Source organism: Clostridium liquoris, from assembly GCF_002995785.1.
GTDB lineage: Bacteria > Bacillota > Clostridia > Clostridiales > Clostridiaceae > Clostridium_AO > Clostridium_AO liquoris.
In genome coordinates this window covers 24,109-41,266 of sequence record NZ_PVXO01000036.1, presented here as the reverse complement: position 1 = coordinate 41,266, position 17,158 = coordinate 24,109, and the positions used below count along the sequence as shown (strand labels likewise).

General features: G+C 30.6%; 16 protein-coding genes. 2 read left to right on the top strand and 14 right to left on the bottom strand.

Annotated features, from left to right (window positions below):
- Nucleotides 1-53 precede the first annotated feature (53 nt).
- The 9 genes from CLLI_RS06690 to ychF form a co-directional block, all read right to left on the bottom strand.
- The gene (locus tag CLLI_RS06690; protein ID WP_106063447.1) at nucleotides 54-2,240 is read right to left on the bottom strand and encodes a stage V sporulation protein D; all 2,187 of its coding nucleotides are present in this window, start codon (nucleotides 2,238-2,240) and stop codon (nucleotides 54-56) included.
- A gap of 14 nt (nucleotides 2,241-2,254) precedes the next feature.
- Nucleotides 2,255-2,743, bottom strand: coding sequence for a septum formation initiator family protein (locus CLLI_RS06685; RefSeq protein WP_170063657.1), 489 nt, complete (start codon nucleotides 2,741-2,743; stop codon nucleotides 2,255-2,257).
- 34 nt (nucleotides 2,744-2,777) lie between these two features.
- A complete protein-coding gene (rsmH, locus tag CLLI_RS06680; protein WP_106063445.1) occupies nucleotides 2,778-3,710 on the bottom strand; it encodes a 16S rRNA (cytosine(1402)-N(4))-methyltransferase RsmH in 933 nt (310 codons plus the stop codon).
- Between the two features lie 23 nt (nucleotides 3,711-3,733).
- Nucleotides 3,734-4,162, bottom strand: a complete 429-nt coding sequence (gene mraZ / locus CLLI_RS06675; RefSeq protein WP_106063444.1) for a division/cell wall cluster transcriptional repressor MraZ — start codon at nucleotides 4,160-4,162, stop codon at nucleotides 3,734-3,736.
- Between the two features lie 213 nt (nucleotides 4,163-4,375).
- Nucleotides 4,376-5,497, bottom strand: a complete 1,122-nt coding sequence (locus CLLI_RS06670; RefSeq protein ID WP_106063443.1) for a DegT/DnrJ/EryC1/StrS family aminotransferase — start codon at nucleotides 5,495-5,497, stop codon at nucleotides 4,376-4,378.
- A 141-nt stretch (nucleotides 5,498-5,638) separates the two neighbouring features.
- Nucleotides 5,639-6,820 (bottom strand): DegT/DnrJ/EryC1/StrS family aminotransferase, encoded by a 1,182-nt coding sequence (locus tag CLLI_RS06665; RefSeq protein ID WP_106063442.1) that lies wholly within the window; start codon nucleotides 6,818-6,820, stop codon nucleotides 5,639-5,641.
- 58 nt (nucleotides 6,821-6,878) lie between these two features.
- Entirely contained in the window at nucleotides 6,879-8,090 is a 1,212-nt protein-coding gene (locus CLLI_RS06660; protein WP_106063441.1) for a MerR family transcriptional regulator, read from the bottom strand.
- Nucleotides 8,091-8,286: 196 nt separating this feature from the next.
- Nucleotides 8,287-8,421 (bottom strand): hypothetical protein, encoded by a 135-nt coding sequence (locus CLLI_RS14995; protein ID WP_278335570.1) that lies wholly within the window; start codon nucleotides 8,419-8,421, stop codon nucleotides 8,287-8,289.
- An 85-nt stretch (nucleotides 8,422-8,506) separates the two neighbouring features.
- Entirely contained in the window at nucleotides 8,507-9,604 is a 1,098-nt protein-coding gene (gene ychF / locus CLLI_RS06655; RefSeq protein ID WP_106063440.1) for a redox-regulated ATPase YchF, read from the bottom strand.
- A 162-nt stretch (nucleotides 9,605-9,766) separates the two neighbouring features.
- Between ychF and CLLI_RS06650 the strand changes: the two genes are divergently transcribed.
- Together CLLI_RS06650 and CLLI_RS14335 are read left to right on the top strand one after the other, a co-directional pair.
- Entirely contained in the window at nucleotides 9,767-11,635 is a 1,869-nt protein-coding gene (locus tag CLLI_RS06650; protein WP_106063439.1) for an LTA synthase family protein, read from the top strand.
- 9 nt (nucleotides 11,636-11,644) lie between these two features.
- Nucleotides 11,645-11,911 carry a hypothetical protein gene (locus CLLI_RS14335; RefSeq protein ID WP_146127078.1) on the top strand — a complete coding sequence of 89 codons (267 nt, stop codon included), beginning with the start codon at nucleotides 11,645-11,647 and terminating at the stop codon, nucleotides 11,909-11,911.
- Nucleotides 11,912-11,953: 42 nt separating this feature from the next.
- On the opposite strand, the gene CLLI_RS06645 is transcribed toward CLLI_RS14335, so the two are convergent.
- From CLLI_RS06645 to CLLI_RS06625, 5 genes are all read right to left on the bottom strand, one after another.
- Nucleotides 11,954-14,254 carry an AAA family ATPase gene (locus CLLI_RS06645; protein ID WP_106063438.1) on the bottom strand — a complete coding sequence of 767 codons (2,301 nt, stop codon included), beginning with the start codon at nucleotides 14,252-14,254 and terminating at the stop codon, nucleotides 11,954-11,956.
- 165 nt (nucleotides 14,255-14,419) lie between these two features.
- A complete protein-coding gene (gene deoC, locus CLLI_RS06640) occupies nucleotides 14,420-15,088 on the bottom strand; it encodes a deoxyribose-phosphate aldolase (RefSeq protein WP_106063437.1) in 669 nt (222 codons plus the stop codon).
- A 115-nt stretch (nucleotides 15,089-15,203) separates the two neighbouring features.
- The gene (locus CLLI_RS06635) at nucleotides 15,204-15,626 is read right to left on the bottom strand and encodes a 4Fe-4S binding protein (protein WP_106063436.1); all 423 of its coding nucleotides are present in this window, start codon (nucleotides 15,624-15,626) and stop codon (nucleotides 15,204-15,206) included.
- Nucleotides 15,619-16,065 carry an NADH-quinone oxidoreductase subunit B family protein gene (locus CLLI_RS06630; RefSeq protein WP_106063435.1) on the bottom strand — a complete coding sequence of 149 codons (447 nt, stop codon included), beginning with the start codon at nucleotides 16,063-16,065 and terminating at the stop codon, nucleotides 15,619-15,621. Before CLLI_RS06630 ends, CLLI_RS06635 begins: the two co-directional genes overlap by 8 nt.
- Before the next feature lie 128 nt (nucleotides 16,066-16,193).
- Nucleotides 16,194-17,150: a respiratory chain complex I subunit 1 family protein gene (locus CLLI_RS06625; RefSeq protein WP_106063434.1), complete on the bottom strand. Its 957-nt coding sequence runs from the start codon at nucleotides 17,148-17,150 to the stop codon at nucleotides 16,194-16,196.
- Nucleotides 17,151-17,158: the final 8 nt, after the last annotated feature.

Sequence of the window (17,158 nt, the reverse complement as noted above, 5' to 3'; positions counted from 1 at the left end):
TAATTGTCACTTTAACAGTACAACAGTGAACGGCTGAGCCGTTCACTGTAATCTTAATCTCCTACTTGTTCCAGTTTAACATGAATTGTAGTTCCTTTTTTCACTTCTTCCCCTTCTTGTATGCTCTGATCAAATATTAAGCCGTTTCCACTATAGTCCATATTAAGACCAAGACTATTTAAAAGTTCAGAAGCTCTTTCTAAACTGTATCCTTTCACACTAGGAACAACCACTACTTTATTATAATTTGATGTACTTCCTGTGTAAAGGACTATTTTGTTGCCTTCTTTTACAGTATAACCAGGTTTTGGATTCATATCCACTATATAGTCACCATTGGAATCAATTTTATAATCTAAACCCTTTTCTTTTAATAATTTTAAAGCTTCATTTTTCTTCATGCCTCTTACTTCAGGTATTATAACATCCTTTTTAAGGCTTTCTGCTATTTTCTCTGAAGATGCATCAGAATTAAAAGGTAAATAATTAAAAATATCATTAAAAACCTGTTGAGCTACTGGCGCTGTTATTTGTCCTGCATAATAATTTGATGGGTCAGGTTCATCTATAGAAACAAATAAAGTTATTTTAGGATTATCTGCTGGAGCCATGCCTCCAAAAGAAGATATATATTTTCCTTCCCCATATCTTCCTCCTATAACCTTTTGAGCAGTACCAGTCTTTCCTCCTATATGATAACCCTCTATAAAGGCTTTTTTTCCGCCTCCTTCAGATACTACTTTTTCAAGATAGCTTCTTAATACAGTACAAGTATTCTCATCAAGTATTTGTTTTCCTTCAGTATTATTATATTTTTTATCTGTTTCTTCTTTATTAGTCCTTTCATCATAATGAGCTACTTCCTTTAAAACATGAGGTTTTATCAGTTTGCCTCCATTCGCTACTGCATTTAAAGCTGTAATATATTGTATTGATGATACAGTATTGGTTTGCCCAAATGATATAGTTGCTAAATCTAAATCTGTCATTGATTCAGGCTTTTTAATTATTCCCTTTGCTTCTCCAGGCAGATCTATGCCTGTTGGCTGACCAAATCCAAATTTTTGTATATAAGAATAAAGCCTTTCCTTACCAATTTTTTTTCCAACCTCGGCAAAACCAACATTACATGAATTCTTAATTATATCTACAAAGTTTTGTGTTCCATGTCCTGATGTTTTCCAACAATGTATGGTATTCTTTCCGATGGTTATGGATCCATTACATACAAATTGATCATTTTCTGATACAGCATTTTCCTGTATAGCTGCGGCTGATGTTATAACTTTGAAGATTGACCCCGGTTCAAAAGTATCACTTACTGCTCTATTCCTCCAAGCAGCTTGAAGCTCATCTCCAGTTTTGCCTTCAATCCATGGATTATTAGGATTATAATCAGGTTTATTCACCAAAGCTAATATTTCACCATTATTGGGATCCATGGCTATTATGGTAACAGCCTTTGCCTTATTATCTTTTAAGGCTTGATCTGCTGCTTTCTCGCAGAAATGCTGTAGCATTTCATCAATGGTAAGCACCACATCTTTACCATCCTCTGGTTTAGTAAATTCTGAAATAACATAAGGAAGTTCCCTAGAACCAGTACTATCCACCTCTGCTATTTTCTTACCAGGCTTTCCTGATAATATTTTATCATACTGCAATTCTACTCCAGTCAGTCCTTTTCCATCTGAATTAGTATGTCCTAATACATGTGCTAAAAAATTGTTATTAGGGTAGTATCTCTTGGTGTCTGGGGATACCATTACTCCTTTTAGTTTTAAATCTTTCACTTTATCAGCCATAGGTTTTTCTATTCTTCTTTTTAAAGTAGCTGAACCGTATGGTAATCCATTAGGAAATTTTTTATTGATAATTTTTGCAACATCCTCAGTGTTCATTTCCAGAGCTTTTCCTAACTCAGATGATACAGTTTCCACGGACAGGTTTTCATCTTCCATAGTATGCCTTAGAGTATTTAAGTCTAAATCTACTCTATATACATTTGCACTTACAGCTAATTCATTTCCATTCCTATCCAATATTCTACCTCTTTTGGCAGAAATTTTAACCTCACTTGTCCATTGATCTACCGCAGCCTTTTCATATTCTGGACCTTTTTTAATCATTAAATAAGCGAGTCTCCCTATAAGGCAAATAAAGCAAAATACAAGTCCTATAAGAACCATAAACATTCTTTTCTTAATTAGAACTTTGTCCCTATATATTTTTTTATTCAAACTTTATACCCCCGTTAAAATAGCTTGCTAAAAAATTCTTTTAAAGTATTATGGCTTACTTTGTTTTCATCTTTGTTATTATTGTCATATTTAAATATTTCTTTATTCATATCGCAGTAAATCATGCTTTGTTTTGTTGGTCTAACCATTTTTAATTTTTTTGTAGCTACATCCTCAATGTATTGAATATTACTGAACCTTACTAGCTCTACCTTAAGGTTTTCGTTTTCCCTGCTTATGGAATTTACATTTTGATTTACAGTATTTAATTGTTTTTGTAAACTATATATTTTCCCATACCTGCCTATCAAAGTAACACCAATTATAAAAATAAGAGAAATATTTCTTAATACTTTTAACTTATTTTTAATTCGCAGGTTTCTTTTCTTTATTACTTTCTGTTTTTCAGCTTTACTTTTCTTATTATTTTCTTCATTATGCTGAATTTCCGGGGCAAGAGCAGTATTCCCTTTTATATAATTTCCCTTATCTGTTATTATCACTTTATTCACTACCTTTCATAATTAGAACAGTAAATTAAAGCTTTTCTGCAACTCTAAGTTTTGCACTTCTACTTCTAGGATTAGCCTCTACCTCTTCCTTTGTAGGTTCTATAGGTTTTCTTGAAATCACCCTTATTTGTGGCTTTTTTCCACATACACATATAGGAAAATCCCTTGGACATGTGCATGGGTTTTCCAATTCCCTATACTTATTTTTTATAATTCTATCCTCCAGGGAATGGAAAGTTATTATAGCCATTCTTCCTTCAGTATTTAAATGCTTAACCCCGTCTTCTACGGATTTCCCTAATATTTCTAGTTCCTTATTCACCTCAATTCTTATGGCTTGAAAAGTCCTCTTAGCTGGATGAGGTCCTTCTCTTCTAAACTTTGCCGGAATAGCAGATTTAATTATTTCTGACAATTCCCCTGTGGTTTTTATTTCCTGTTTATTTCTACTTTGTACTATAAATTTAGCAATTCTTTTAGCAAATTTATCTTCTCCATAATCCCTTATAATCTTTGCTAAATTTTCCTCACTATATGTATTTATTACTTCATAGGCAGACAAACTATTTCTTCTATCCATTCTCATATCTAAAGGTGCATCCTTCATATAACTAAATCCTCTTTCACCTTTATCTAGCTGATAGGAGGATACTCCCAAATCTGCTAATATTCCATCTACCTTTTCTATATTCAAGCTCTTCAATATTTCTTCTATATTATAAAAATTATCATGGACATATATTACATTATTGTAATCCTTTAACCTTTCCTTAGCAGCTTTCAAAGCTTCTTCATCCTGGTCAATTCCTATAAGCTTTCCCTTTGGTGATAGTAGTTTTAAAATCTCTGAAGAATGTCCCGCCCCACCTAATGTACAATCTACATATATTCCATCTTTTTTAATATTTAATTTTTCTATAACTTCATTTAATAAAACCGATATGTGTTTAAATTCCATATGTATTTCTCCATTTCATTATTTTAAATCCCTAGTTCACACATTTTTTCTGAAATTTGTTCAAAGTCTATATTGGATTCATTATATTCTTTCCATTTTTCTTTACTCCAAATTTCTATTCTATTAGAAACTCCTATGCTTACTATTTCCTTTTTTATATTTGCATATTCTAAAAGGTTTTGTGGTATTAGGGCTCTTCCCTGTTTATCAATGACAATTTCGTTGGCACCAGAGAAAAAGAATCTTACAAAAGCCCTAGCATCCTTGCTAGTTAGTGGAAGCTTCTTAAGCTTTTCCTCTAGAATATTCCATTCATCTAAAGGGTAAATGTATAGGCAGCCATCTAAGCCTTTAGTCAAAATAAACTTTTCCCCTAGTTCTTCCCTGAACTTCGATGGTATAATGATTCTATTTTTTGGATCTATTCCATGGGCGTATTCACCTATAAACATTTTCCCACCCCTAATTTCTATTTCACTCCACTTTAAGCCACTTTAAACCACTAACTTTACTATTCTATAATAACCCAAAAATTCCTTCTTTTAAAGTGCTTTTTAATAAAAAGTTTAAGAGCATTAAAATTTTTTATGAGATAAAAGTTGCAAATAGTAAAAAAGCATAGTATAGAATTAAATTTCCTATACTATGCTTTTTCATTTAACTAATTATTTCTTATAAAAATCTTTAATCTTTTTACACACATAATCCACTTCTTCTTCAGTTATTTCAGGATATATTGGCAATGCTAATATTTCCTTACAAGTTCTTTCAGCTATTGGAAAATCTCCTTCTTTATATCCCAAATAGCTAAAACATTTTTGAAGATGAAGAGGCATTGGGTAATAAATATTTGTTCCTATTCCATTTCCCTTTAAATATTTATTTAGTTCATCTCTCTTTTCACAAAGCAAATTAAATACATAATAAACAGGCTTTTGATCTCCCTTTACTTTTGGAAGCTTAATATATTCAATATCCTTTAATCTATCTCTATACCAATTGCTTATAGTTTCTCTTTTTTCTATGGCTTTATTTATATATTTCATTTTTACAAGAAGTATTGCTGCCTGCATGGTATCCAATCTTGAGTTATATCCTATATAGTCATAGTGATATTTTTCTTTTGCTCCATGCACTCTAAATATTTTTGTAAGCTCTGCTAATTCATCACTATTAGTGGTAACCATTCCTCCATCACCATAGCCGCCCAAAGTTTTAGTTGGAAAGAAGGAATATATACCCATATCCCCTATAGTACCTGCAGTCCTATAGCTTTCTCCATTTCCTTTCCACTTCATTCCAAAGGCTTCAGCTGCATCCTCAAGCACATATAGATTATGTTCTTTGGCATATTTCATTATATCATCCATATTAGCCATTTGGCAGAATAGATGAATAGGAAGAATTCCTACTGTGTTTTTAGTTATTCTTTCTTCAATTTTTGTTGTATCTATATTAAAGGTTTCTTCATCAATATCAACAAAAACAGGTTTGCCACCATGTTTAGCAATACAGGAAGTAGACGCAAGAAATGTAAAAGGTGATGTTATTACTTCCTTTCCATTTTTAAAGCCTAAAATATCTGAAGCTATAACTAAAGCATCTGTACCTGAGGCAACCCCAATGGCATGTTTTGCTCCGCTAAATTCTTCCACAGACATCTCTAAATCCTTAACTTCTTTTCCCAAAGTTTGTATCCCATTTTCCAAAACCTTATCGATTGCCTGTTGAAATTCACTTTTCTTTTCCAAGTATTCTCTTTTTGAAGTGTAAAAACTCACTTCCATGAATATACCTCCCTCTAAAGTTCAAATTATAAATTATAAAGAATAAATAATAAATATGGTAGAAATTCCTCTACGGAATTTCTATAATCTTGGAATTTTTACACAGTAAAAATTCTTCCCTTATTTTTTATCTATTATCTATTATTTATTATTTATTTTTTCCACTGCTTTTATAAGTTCTTTTACTAAATAATCAGCATCTTCCAATGAAAGTGTTGAATAAACAGGAAGTGTTATTTCATTTTTATACTGATTATATGCATTTGGATAATCTTCCACTTTATATCCTAAATTCTTGTATAAAGTAAACATTGGCAGTGGGATAAAATGTACATTTGTAGCTATATCCATGTCTGCTAAGGACTGTATCACAGCATTTCTATTTTCTTCTTCAAAGCCTTTTATTCTCAATGTGTATAGATGATATGAAGTCTCCATTATTTCATTTTTTGCCACAGGAATTATGGCCCACTCTTTTTCCTTTAAGGCATTAGTATAAATTTCAAATATTTTTCTTCTATGTTCCAGCATATCTTCATAACGCCTCATTTGAGCTACTCCAATAGCTGCCTGTAGGTCTGTCATATTGCATTTAAATCCATCAGTTAAAATATCATACTTCCAAGCTCCTGCCTTCATTTTACTAAAAGCATCTTTAGATTGACCTTGTAATGAGGTTATCTTAAATTCATGTAATAAATCCTCCTTGCCATGGAAATTATTATCATTGTAAGTAATTGCCCCGCCCTCTGCAGTAGTTAAATTTTTTACTGCATGGAAGGAAAATACATGAAAATCACATTGAGATCCTACCTTTTTACCCCTATATGAAGCACCATAAGAGTGAGCTGAATCTGCTATAAGTATTATATCTTCTCTGCCTAACTTTTTAAGCATAGCTCTAACCTTGTCATAATCTACTGGCACCCCTGCAATATCTACCGTTATTATAGCCTTTGTTCTAGGAGTTATTGCCTTTTCTATGTTATCAATATCTATTAAAAAACTTTCTTTTTCTACATCTACAAAAGTAGGCTTTATCCCTCTGTGTACAATTATATTAGCTGTAGCAGCATAAGTATAAGGAGTAGTTATTACCTCATCTCCTTCTTTTATATCAAAAACCTTTAATATAAGTTCCATACCAGCAGTGGCATTGCCCAAAGCTACTGCATAATTTGAATTGCAATATTTTTTTATATCTTCTTCAAATTGTGCTACCCTTGGTCCTGAAGTAATCCAACCGGATTCCAAAACTTTTACTACCTCATTAATTTCTTCTTTAGTAATATCTGGTGGTGAAAAAGGTATTTTCTTTCCCATTTAAACACACTCCTTTTAATTTTTATAAAATATTTATATTAAATTTTAATTGATAGCATTATAATAGCTGCTTTTTTCTACCTATAAAAAATCCTGTGTCCTTTGTTATATGGATATAACCTTTATCTTTTATAATATCTCCCAATATATTCTCTAATTTTTTAAGTTTATATTTATTAAATCTTTCCTCTATATTTCCCGGCATAGAAAAAATATAATCTATTAATGGGGTTACTTCTGTCAATTTTAAGCTATCCTTATATCTCTTCATAGAAATATTATTAAACCATGGATTTAATATTTCCATACCATTTTCTAATTGAAACTTTTTTGTTAAAGTAAAGCCTTCTAATTCCAACATACTTTCATCAACTAACCTGATTTTATCTCTCATTTCCTTCATATGGTTCTTCCCAACAGTAGAAGCAAAAAAGTATCCATCCTTTTTAAGCACTCTATTTATTTCTTTTAAAGCCTTATCTATATCATTTAGATGATATAGCATATGATTAGCAATTACCACATCAAAACCTTCTTTTTCATAGGGTATATTTTCCGCATCTACTATATTAAAGTTAAATCTATCCTTATAATTTGCCAAGTTTTTTTTAGCATCCTTTAACATACCTCCTGAGAAATCTGTAAGGGTAATATTCCAACCCTTAGGTATTCTATCCAAGTTTTTTACCCATAGGCTTCCATCCCCACAGCCTAATTCTAATATGTTAATTTTGCCTGGCAGGTTTAACTGTTTAAAAAACCAGTGCATCCATCCCTCTTTATTTGTGCTAAATCTTTCATGTAGGTTTATTCTAGCTCTTAAATTTGACGCATTTTTATATTGTTCTAACCATTTTTTATCCAAATTTATTAGGTTAATTACATTTATAAACTTATCCCAATTAAGTGCATCTTTTTTTTCTACCATTTGAAGGGTTTCATCAATAGCTTTTATAACAGTAAACATATGCTGTATTTTTTCTCCAATAATTTCTTTTTGTATTTCAAGGGATTTTTTAAAATCGTTATCGTTTATATCATATTTCATAATATCCCCTATTTCATCAAGGGATAAACCAATAAATTTTAGTGTTAATATCTTTTGAAGTATTCCAAAATCTTGTTTGCTATAAAGCCTATAACCTAATGAGTTATATCCGCATGGCTTCAACAATCCTATTTTATCGTAATATCTTAGTGTTCTAATTGTTACCCCCGCTTTTTTAGCAAATTCCCCTACACTATAGAATTCCTTTGGATCACCTTCCAAAATTATCACCCCTACAATCTTATTGTAACCCATGACGTAAGGTAATGGTCAATAGATTTTTTAAAAAATTGTAACCAATTTTTTTTAGTTGACAATTGTCAACTGTCCTCTGTCAACTAAAAAATGGAGCTGTTGCATTAAGAAATTTACATACTATATACTGTAGTATTTATTCTTAGCACAACAGCCCCATTTTTTACTGCCCTCTTTTAGCAGATTGTTTTTTAGTAGTTCTATTACTATTCTTTGCAGATTCCCTGGTTATAGGTGTATCCCAATTACATTTTTCCATTCTAGCTTTTTTGTTATCTGGTTGGCTATCCTTTGGCATAATATAATCTTCCTTTCTTTAGTAATTAAAAATACTATCTTTAATATTATGCCTATTTATAAATTAGTTAATACAATAATATTTATTATACATTGAATCTAAACATTACTATGTCTCCATCCTGCATTATATAATCTTTTCCCTCAAGTCTATAAAATCCTTTTTCTTTTGCAGCTACTTCAGAACCACATTCAATTAATTTATCATAAGATATTACCTCAGCTCTAATGAAACCTCTTTCCATATCTGTGTGGATTTTTCCAGCTGCTTGAGGTGCTTTAGTTCCCTGTTTTACAGTCCATGCTCTAACTTCATCAGAACCAGCTGTTAAGAAACTAAGTAATCCTAAAAGTTTATAGCTGGAATGAATTAATTTATTAAGGCCTGGCTCTTCTATGCCATATTCCTTTAACATCTCTGCCTTTTCTTCTTCTTCTAAGGTGGACAATTCTTCTTCTATTTTAGCACTTATTACTGCTACCTCAGAGTTCTCCTTACTAGCATATTCCCTAACTGCTTTTACATAATCATTTTCCATATTACCTGAAAGTAAATCTTCTTCAGATACATTAGCAACATACAGTACTGGCTTTGAAGTAATTAGGAAGAATCCTTTTATTATTTCCTTTTCCTCATCTGTTACTTCAAGGGTTCTTATAGGTTTTTCTTCTTCAAGGTGAGCCTTTGCTTTTTCCATTAAAGCAAGTTCTTCTTTCGCTTTTTTATCTCCACCCTTAGCAGCTTTAATGGCTTTTTCTATTCTTCTATCTAAAACTTCTATATCGGATAGTATAAGTTCAAGATTGATAGTTTCTATATCCCTTATTGGATCTATAGACCCTTCTACATGAACTACATTTTCATCATCAAAGCATCTTACAACATGTACTATAGCTTCAACTTCCCTTATATGTGAAAGAAATTTATTGCCTAATCCCTCTCCTTTACTAGCTCCTTTTACAAGTCCTGCTATATCATAAAACTCTATAGTTGCATAAATCTTCTTTTTAGGATTATACATTTTTTCTAATACATCTAATCTCTTATCAGGTACAGCAACTACTCCTACATTTGGTTCTATAGTACAAAATGGATAGTTAGCAGCTTCTGCTCCTGCGCTAGTTATAGCATTAAACAAAGTACTTTTGCCTACATTGGGTAAACCAACAATTCCAAGCTTCATATATGTACACAGTCCTTTCCTCTCCTTAGTTAATTCTTCCTAAATTATACTCTACTCCAAAATTTATTTCAACAAACTATTCATATTTCCCTTTTTATAGTATAATATAAGAAATATTTTTGGATTATAATATTCAATTACTAAGATTTAAAGGGAGGTCTCATGGAAACTTCAAAAAATTCTAACATTAAAATAAAAAAATCTCTATTTGATGACTTTATAAATAAAGTTTATTTGTCCTATAGCAATATTAAAGAAAATAAAATATTTAAATATAGCTTTATATTATTATTTATTAAAACTATATTATTTATTTTATTAATATCCAGTGATAAAGCTGTAAGTATAGGTACCAATATAACATTTCATAGTGTCCTGCCAATATTAGTCTATATTAGCTTTATTTCATTATCTCTATCCTTTGCCTTTTTATTTAAGGGATTATGTCATTTATGGTTTTTTACAGTATTAGATATATTAATAACTACTATATATATTGCTGATCTATGGTATTATAGGAGCAATCATGCATTTTTAAGTTATCATATGCTAAAGGCTACATCTAATTTAAACAATTTAAGTGATAGTGTACTAGCCATGGGCAGAAGGATTGATATACTATTTATTCTAGATATTTTGGTTTTAATAATTCTATCTATTAAATATAGTAAAATTTATAAAAATACCAAAAGAAACCTTTTATCTTTCCTGATTCTTTTTTTGTTACCTGTTTTGTATCTCACCTATGTTCACTACAAAGTAGATATACTAAAAAAAGGCTTCGAAAATGAATTTATTTTTAAAACCAGTTGGTCTCAAAATCAAACCATGGCTTCTTTAACTCCTATTGGTTACCATATTTTTGATCTATATAGGTATTACGAAGAATGTCAACCCTATAATTTAAGTAAATCTGAAGAAAATGAAATTAAAAATTGGTTTAAACAAAAGCAGGAAGTTCTTCCAGACAATAAATATAAAGCATTATTTAAAGGGAAAAATTTAATAGTGCTGCAGGCGGAATCTTTAGAAAACTTTGTAATAAATAACAAAATAAATGGTGAGGAGATCACTCCAAATTTAAATAAACTATTAAGAAACAGTTTGTATTTTAACAACTATATAGAGCAGACTTATAATGGTACAACCTCCGATGCGGAATTGCTTTCCAACACCTCACTTTATCCTATAAGGAGTGGAAGTACATTTTTTAGATATCCAGATAACACTTATAAAAATTCCCTGCCAAATATAATGAAATCATTGGGTTATAATACCCTGGCAGTACATCCAGATAAGGGTTCCTATTGGAACTGGCTTCCGGCATTAAAATCAATTGGGTTTGAAAACTGTTATGATTCTAGTTATTTTAATATTGATGAAGTAATAGGATTAGGTTTAAGTGATAGAAGTTTTTTAAAACAGCTAGCTCCACTTATAGAAAGACAAAAGAAACCATTTTATAGTTTTTCTATAACTTTAACCAGTCATTCTCCTTTTAGCCTTTCAAAACAGTATAAACAATTACATTTAGATAATTCTTTAGAAGGAACTAGAATGGGTGGTTATTTTCAATGCGTAAAATATACAGATACACAAATAGGAGTATTCCTAGATAACTTGAACAAAAGTGATCTGCTAGATAATTCTGTAGTTGTAATATATGGTGATCATGAAGGAGTACATAAATTCTTCAAAGATGAAGTGGATTCTATGAAAAATAAAGAATCCTGGTGGGATAATAATGATTTAAGAGTTCCACTGATAATATACTCTAAGGGTTTAAAAGGTGAGACTATTTCCACAACTGGTGGACAAGTTGATTTCCTTCCTACAATTAGTTACTTAATGGGTGCTGATTCTTCACAGTACACTTCAAGTTCCATAGGTAGAAATCTTTTAAATACAAAGAGAAGTTTTGCAATAACCTCTACTAGACAATATATAGGACAGGATTCTAAGGAAAATGATTTTTTCCTTAAAGGTATTGATTTAAGTGATAAAATAATAAGAGCCGATTATTTCAAATAGGAGGAAGCTATGTATTTTACAATTCCTAAATGGTGTTTTATTTTTATAATAATAAATTTATTAGTTCCTATACTTTCTATAGAAAGTATATTCCCTTGGATTATATTTATTGTATCTTCTTCCAAATGTATAAAAATCTCTAGGAATGATTATATTTGTACAAAGTTAAAATTAACTAAATGCAGTACCTACTGCACACTAGCTGTACTTTTAGGAGTCTTCTTTAACTTCCTAGTTTTAAAAGGTACTACTTTCTTTATGAATAATGTACTCTAAATTAAAAACCAGGTTATAATAACACAACCTGGTTTTTACTATTTATTTAGCGTTCTTCTTATCATTATATTTTTTAAGCTCTTTTCCTATAGCATCTAAAACATCTTTATAAGTGTCACTACCATTGCCCATTAGTATATTAACTGCATCCTTGATATTTTCCATAGTATATATATGGAAGTTTCCATTTTCTACTTCCCTCTCCACCTCTTCGCTTAAAACCAAGTTATCCCTATTGGAATATGGGATTAGCACTGCCTTATCCTTAGTATTATCTAACTTTTTGCATACTTTAAAAAATCCTTCTATTTTTTCATTTATTCCACCTATAGGCTGTACTTCACCTAGCTGATTTATAGAACCTGTTACTGCTATATTATTTTTTATTTCAATTCTACTCAATGAAGAAAGCATAACTATTGCTTCTGCCACTGAAGCACTATCTCCATCTATTTTCCCATATACCTGCTCAAAACTTAAATTAAAATCCACTGGAATTTTACTATATCCTCCAATAAGATTATTTATATATCCTTTTAAAATATTTATTGCTTTGATGTGTATCTGGCCGCTTAATTGGCTATCCTTTTGTACATCTATTATATTCCCTTCTCCATTATAACAATTACAGGTTATTCTAACGGGTTTACCAAAACAATAATAGCCTGTATCTAAAACAGTAAGTCCATTAATCTCTCCCACTGATTTTCCCTTTAAATTAATAAATATTTTGTTTTCTTCAAATGCCTCTAGTATTTCATTTTCTATTTCTTCTTCATTATAAGCTACAGATATTATATCCTTTTTGTCTATAAAATCTTTGCTTTCACTTTTTGATTTACTATTAGCTAAGGTTAATATCCTATCTAGTTCATCTATATTAAAATACATTTTATTCCTGTTTTCAGCCTTTCTTGAAAGAAATTTAGCTATTTCTTTAATTCCATCCTCTTTAATAGACTTTAAATTATTGTTTTTACATATGTTATTTATATTTTTCATAAGAGAGGCTTTTGTTTTTTCATTAATTTTAACCACTGGATTAAACTCTGCTTTTATCTTAAATATATTTTTGAAGTCATCATCATAAGAATATAAAAGGTTATAGGTTTCATAATCACCAATGAGAATTATCTTTTCATTTATGTCTATGTGTTCGGGATGTAACCCATTGAGAGATAAAAGCTCCAAATACCCTCTATTATAATCTATATCTACTTTTCCATTTATTAAAGTTTTCTTTAAATAATAATAAGCTGAAGGATTGGCTAGAAGGTTATTAACCCTTATTATAATACAACCTTCATTTGCTTGTAATATAGATCCTGCTTTTATAAGATTTACGTCTGTAATGTAAACACCATTTTTATTTTCATACTCTATATTTCCTAATAGATTGCTTAGGCTTGGATCATCTTCATATATGCAAACAGGTTTTTTATTGTTTCTATTGTCCACTATAACATTAACATCATATTTATATATAATTTCATGTACGCCTTCTTCATCATCTTCATAGCTCATTGAATAATTATCTAACAAGCTTTTTTCTATTTCACTACACATATTATCTAAAAAATTCATTACTAGTTCTTCCTGGCAAAATTCCTTTTTATAAGAATCTTTAATTTCTTTCATAACATCAGCATAGTATTTCTTCATAAGTTCTTTAATGCTTTCAATTCCTTCTTCTTCTCTATCCTTTATTTGGTCTAAAATATCCTGAGCTTCTACCTTTAGGGTAGCAACCTTAGTGATTATATCATCTTTTTCCTGATTCTCTAATGAATCATATTCATTTTCGCTCATGGCATTTCCATCGCCTCTTATGGGGATAAATGTAAAGCCAGATGTAGTGAATTTTATATTAAAACCGTTATCCTCTGCTATCTTTACCATTTTGCTTACCAATTCACTTCTACTCTTTTGTACTATTTCAAGCAGCTTTTCCTTTTCCTTATTTTCAGAAGTATTATAAAAATCATAGGTTTTTTGTAAATAGATTCCCTGTATATCCTCCACATATTTATCAAAAACTTTTCCTTTACCATTGGATACAAATATGGTTTTAGGATTTTTACTATCCACATTAACCACATAACAAATATCTTTAGGTGGTACATCCTTCATATTATCATTAATAAAATTCATTATATTTTCTAACTTTTTCTTTGAAAAATCATCTATTAAATAAACATTATATCCTTCTTTATCAATTTCTAAAGCCTTTTTTATTTCCTTATACACCTGTTTATATTCTGGTATATAATCATTTTCCTCTCTTTCATCTAGATTGGTAAATTCTATACAATACTTTACCTCATCAGATTTAAGTTCCCTCATTACAATCCCCCCTTTTTATCCCATTAATATAATAGTATTCTCCTCCTATATTTTTAGGAACAAAATTTAAAAAAACCTAAAATAAATAAAAAAAAGATAAAACCTTGCAAAAACACAAGATCTTATCCTACTGTAAAAGTATATATTTATATCTTAATACAATCCTTATTTTCCATTATTAATTTCTTCACATATTTTAATGGAGGCAGAAGCACCTATTCTCGAAGCCCCTGCTTCAACCATAGCTATAGAATCTTCATAGGTTCTTACTCCACCAGAAGCTTTTACTCCCATATCCTTTCCTACGGTTTCTCTCATAAGTTTAACATCTGATACTGTAGCCCCACCTGTTGAAAATCCTGTAGAAGTCTTAACAAAATTTGCCCCTGCTTCTTTAGAAAGTTTGCAAGCAGTTACCTTTTCTTCATCAGTTAAGAGACAAGTCTCAATAATCACCTTAGTTAGAGCCTTACCTTTTGCTGCATCAACTACAGCTTTTATATCATTCTTCACATATTCATAATCCCTATCCTTTAGCCTTCCTATATTAATTACCATATCCACTTCCTGTGCACCATTTTTTATAGCATCTTCTGTTTCAAATGCTTTCACAGCTGTAGAAGCAGCTCCTAAAGGAAAGCCTATAACAGTACATACCTTTACCTTACTTTTCTTTAACATTTCTGCTGCAAATGCTACATTACAAGGATTTATACATACTGAAGCAAAATTATATTGAATAGCTTCCTTACATAACTTTTCTAAAGCATTTTTTTGTGCTTCAGGTTTTAACAATGTATGATCTATCATTCCTGCTAGTTCATTCTTATTCATAATTCCTCCTCCAATTTTTCATTAAGTTTCATATATATTCTATAATAAGGAAAGGTAATTTACAACATTACTAAATTTCTTAAACATAAATTATTTACATATAATTTATGTTTTATTACTTTTTTTCCTCTATGACCTTTTCAGGAGCTTTTTTCTCCACTTTTACAGGTAACTTTTTGATAAAGCTTCCTCTTTCATAAAGATTGCTTTTATCCCTAGTTATTAAAGAATAATCCTTTGTAAGCTTTATACTTTTTTTAGGGCAGAAGTCCTCACACATTTTGCAAAAAGTACAAGAACCTAAATCAAAATTCATAGTTACCTTTTCTTCACCATCTAATTTTTCTACCTTTTTTGTTATGGCTTCCGGAGCACATACTCTAATACACATTCCGCATCCTATACATGAATTTTCATCGAACTTTATTTTCCCCCTATAGGATTCTGGAGCCTCTACTAACTTGTGGTGTCTCTTTTCTGTTTCTGCAGGCATGAATATATGTTTTATTGCATACTTTAAAAAGGGTATTTTAGCCACGTTTATCCTCACCGCCTTTTTCTTTCAGTATCTTTACTGCTTGGAGTATTCCTTCCATCATAGCTTCTGGTTTTGGAGGACATCCGCCTATTGAAACATCCACATGGGTCCATCTATCTAAAGGTCCCTCTACACAATAACTTCCTTTAAAAACATTACAGGACATAGGACAAGACCCTAAGGATACTACCACCTTGGGTTCGGGAATCTGAGATAGTATTCTCAACATTCTATCCTTGGATTTAGTAGTTACAGGTCCAGTAACTACTACTATATCTGCATGCTTTGGAGTGCCAGTAAGCTTTATTCCGAATCTTTCTAAATCGTATTTAGGGCCCAATAAAGCCATAAGTTCAATATCGCATCCATTGCAGGATCCAGTATTTAAATGATATATCCAAGGAGATTTAGATCTACTCCACCTTAATAACTTTTCCATATATTCAAACCTCTTTTCAGCACAACTATTACTTCTTGGTCTCTTACCTCTTACTTATCTACAAAAAAGCATCTTTAACTGTCAATTGTCCTCTGTCAACTGTCAACTAAAAAATTGGTTACAATTTTTTAGATATAGGCAAGTATTAAACTTATAACTGCCAATACAGTAGGTATAGTCCAAAAAAATTTTAAAGTTTGTTCTATCCTTATCCTTCCTACTACTGATCTCACAAATGATACTGATACCACTATTACTAGTATTATAAGTAATATATTAAATAATACATTTAATATTGTATTTCCAAAATTAATTCCACCTAGGAATAAACTCACAAATAAGTTTCCCATGATAAACATTTTTACTGCTTGAGTTAACTTATATATTCCAAGATAAAATCCACTATACTCTACTAAAGGGCCTTCACAAATTTCTGTTTCCGCTTCAGCTACATCAAAGGGCACTGTGCCTACTTCCGCTGGAATTACAAATAAAAATGCTAAAGCTGCTGGTAATGTAGCTAAATTTGCTAAATTAACCCCATATAGTTTCTGATAATCCTCAATAACCTTTAGAGAAAAAGTTACATTGCCGGAAATAGCAATGCCAGCTTTAGCTCCTACAGCTAATACTATTATCACTAAAGGTACTTCGTAGGAAAGCATGGTTACCATTTCTCTTGATATTCCAATGCTAGCATAAGGTGATCCTGAAGCAGCACCACCTATTATAAGAGCTACTGCTGGAATAGTTAATAAATATAATATTACAATTATGTCACCAAATTGCCCTGAGAAAAAATATATGCCATAAAAAGGTATGAATAAAGAAATAGTAATAACACTTATAAGCCCAATTAAAGGTGCTAATATAAAGGTTTTTTTAGCTGCTACCCTTGGTATCAGGTTCTCCTTACCTGCCAATTTTAGAATATCATAAAAAGGCTGCATTATAGGAGGACCAATTCTTCTCTGCATTCTAGCTACCATCTTTCTATCTATACCAGAAAGAATTAATCCAAAGCATATGCTAAATAGCAATCCAGGAAAAATTAAAATATAAAATAAACTCTTTAGTGTTTCCATACAAACCA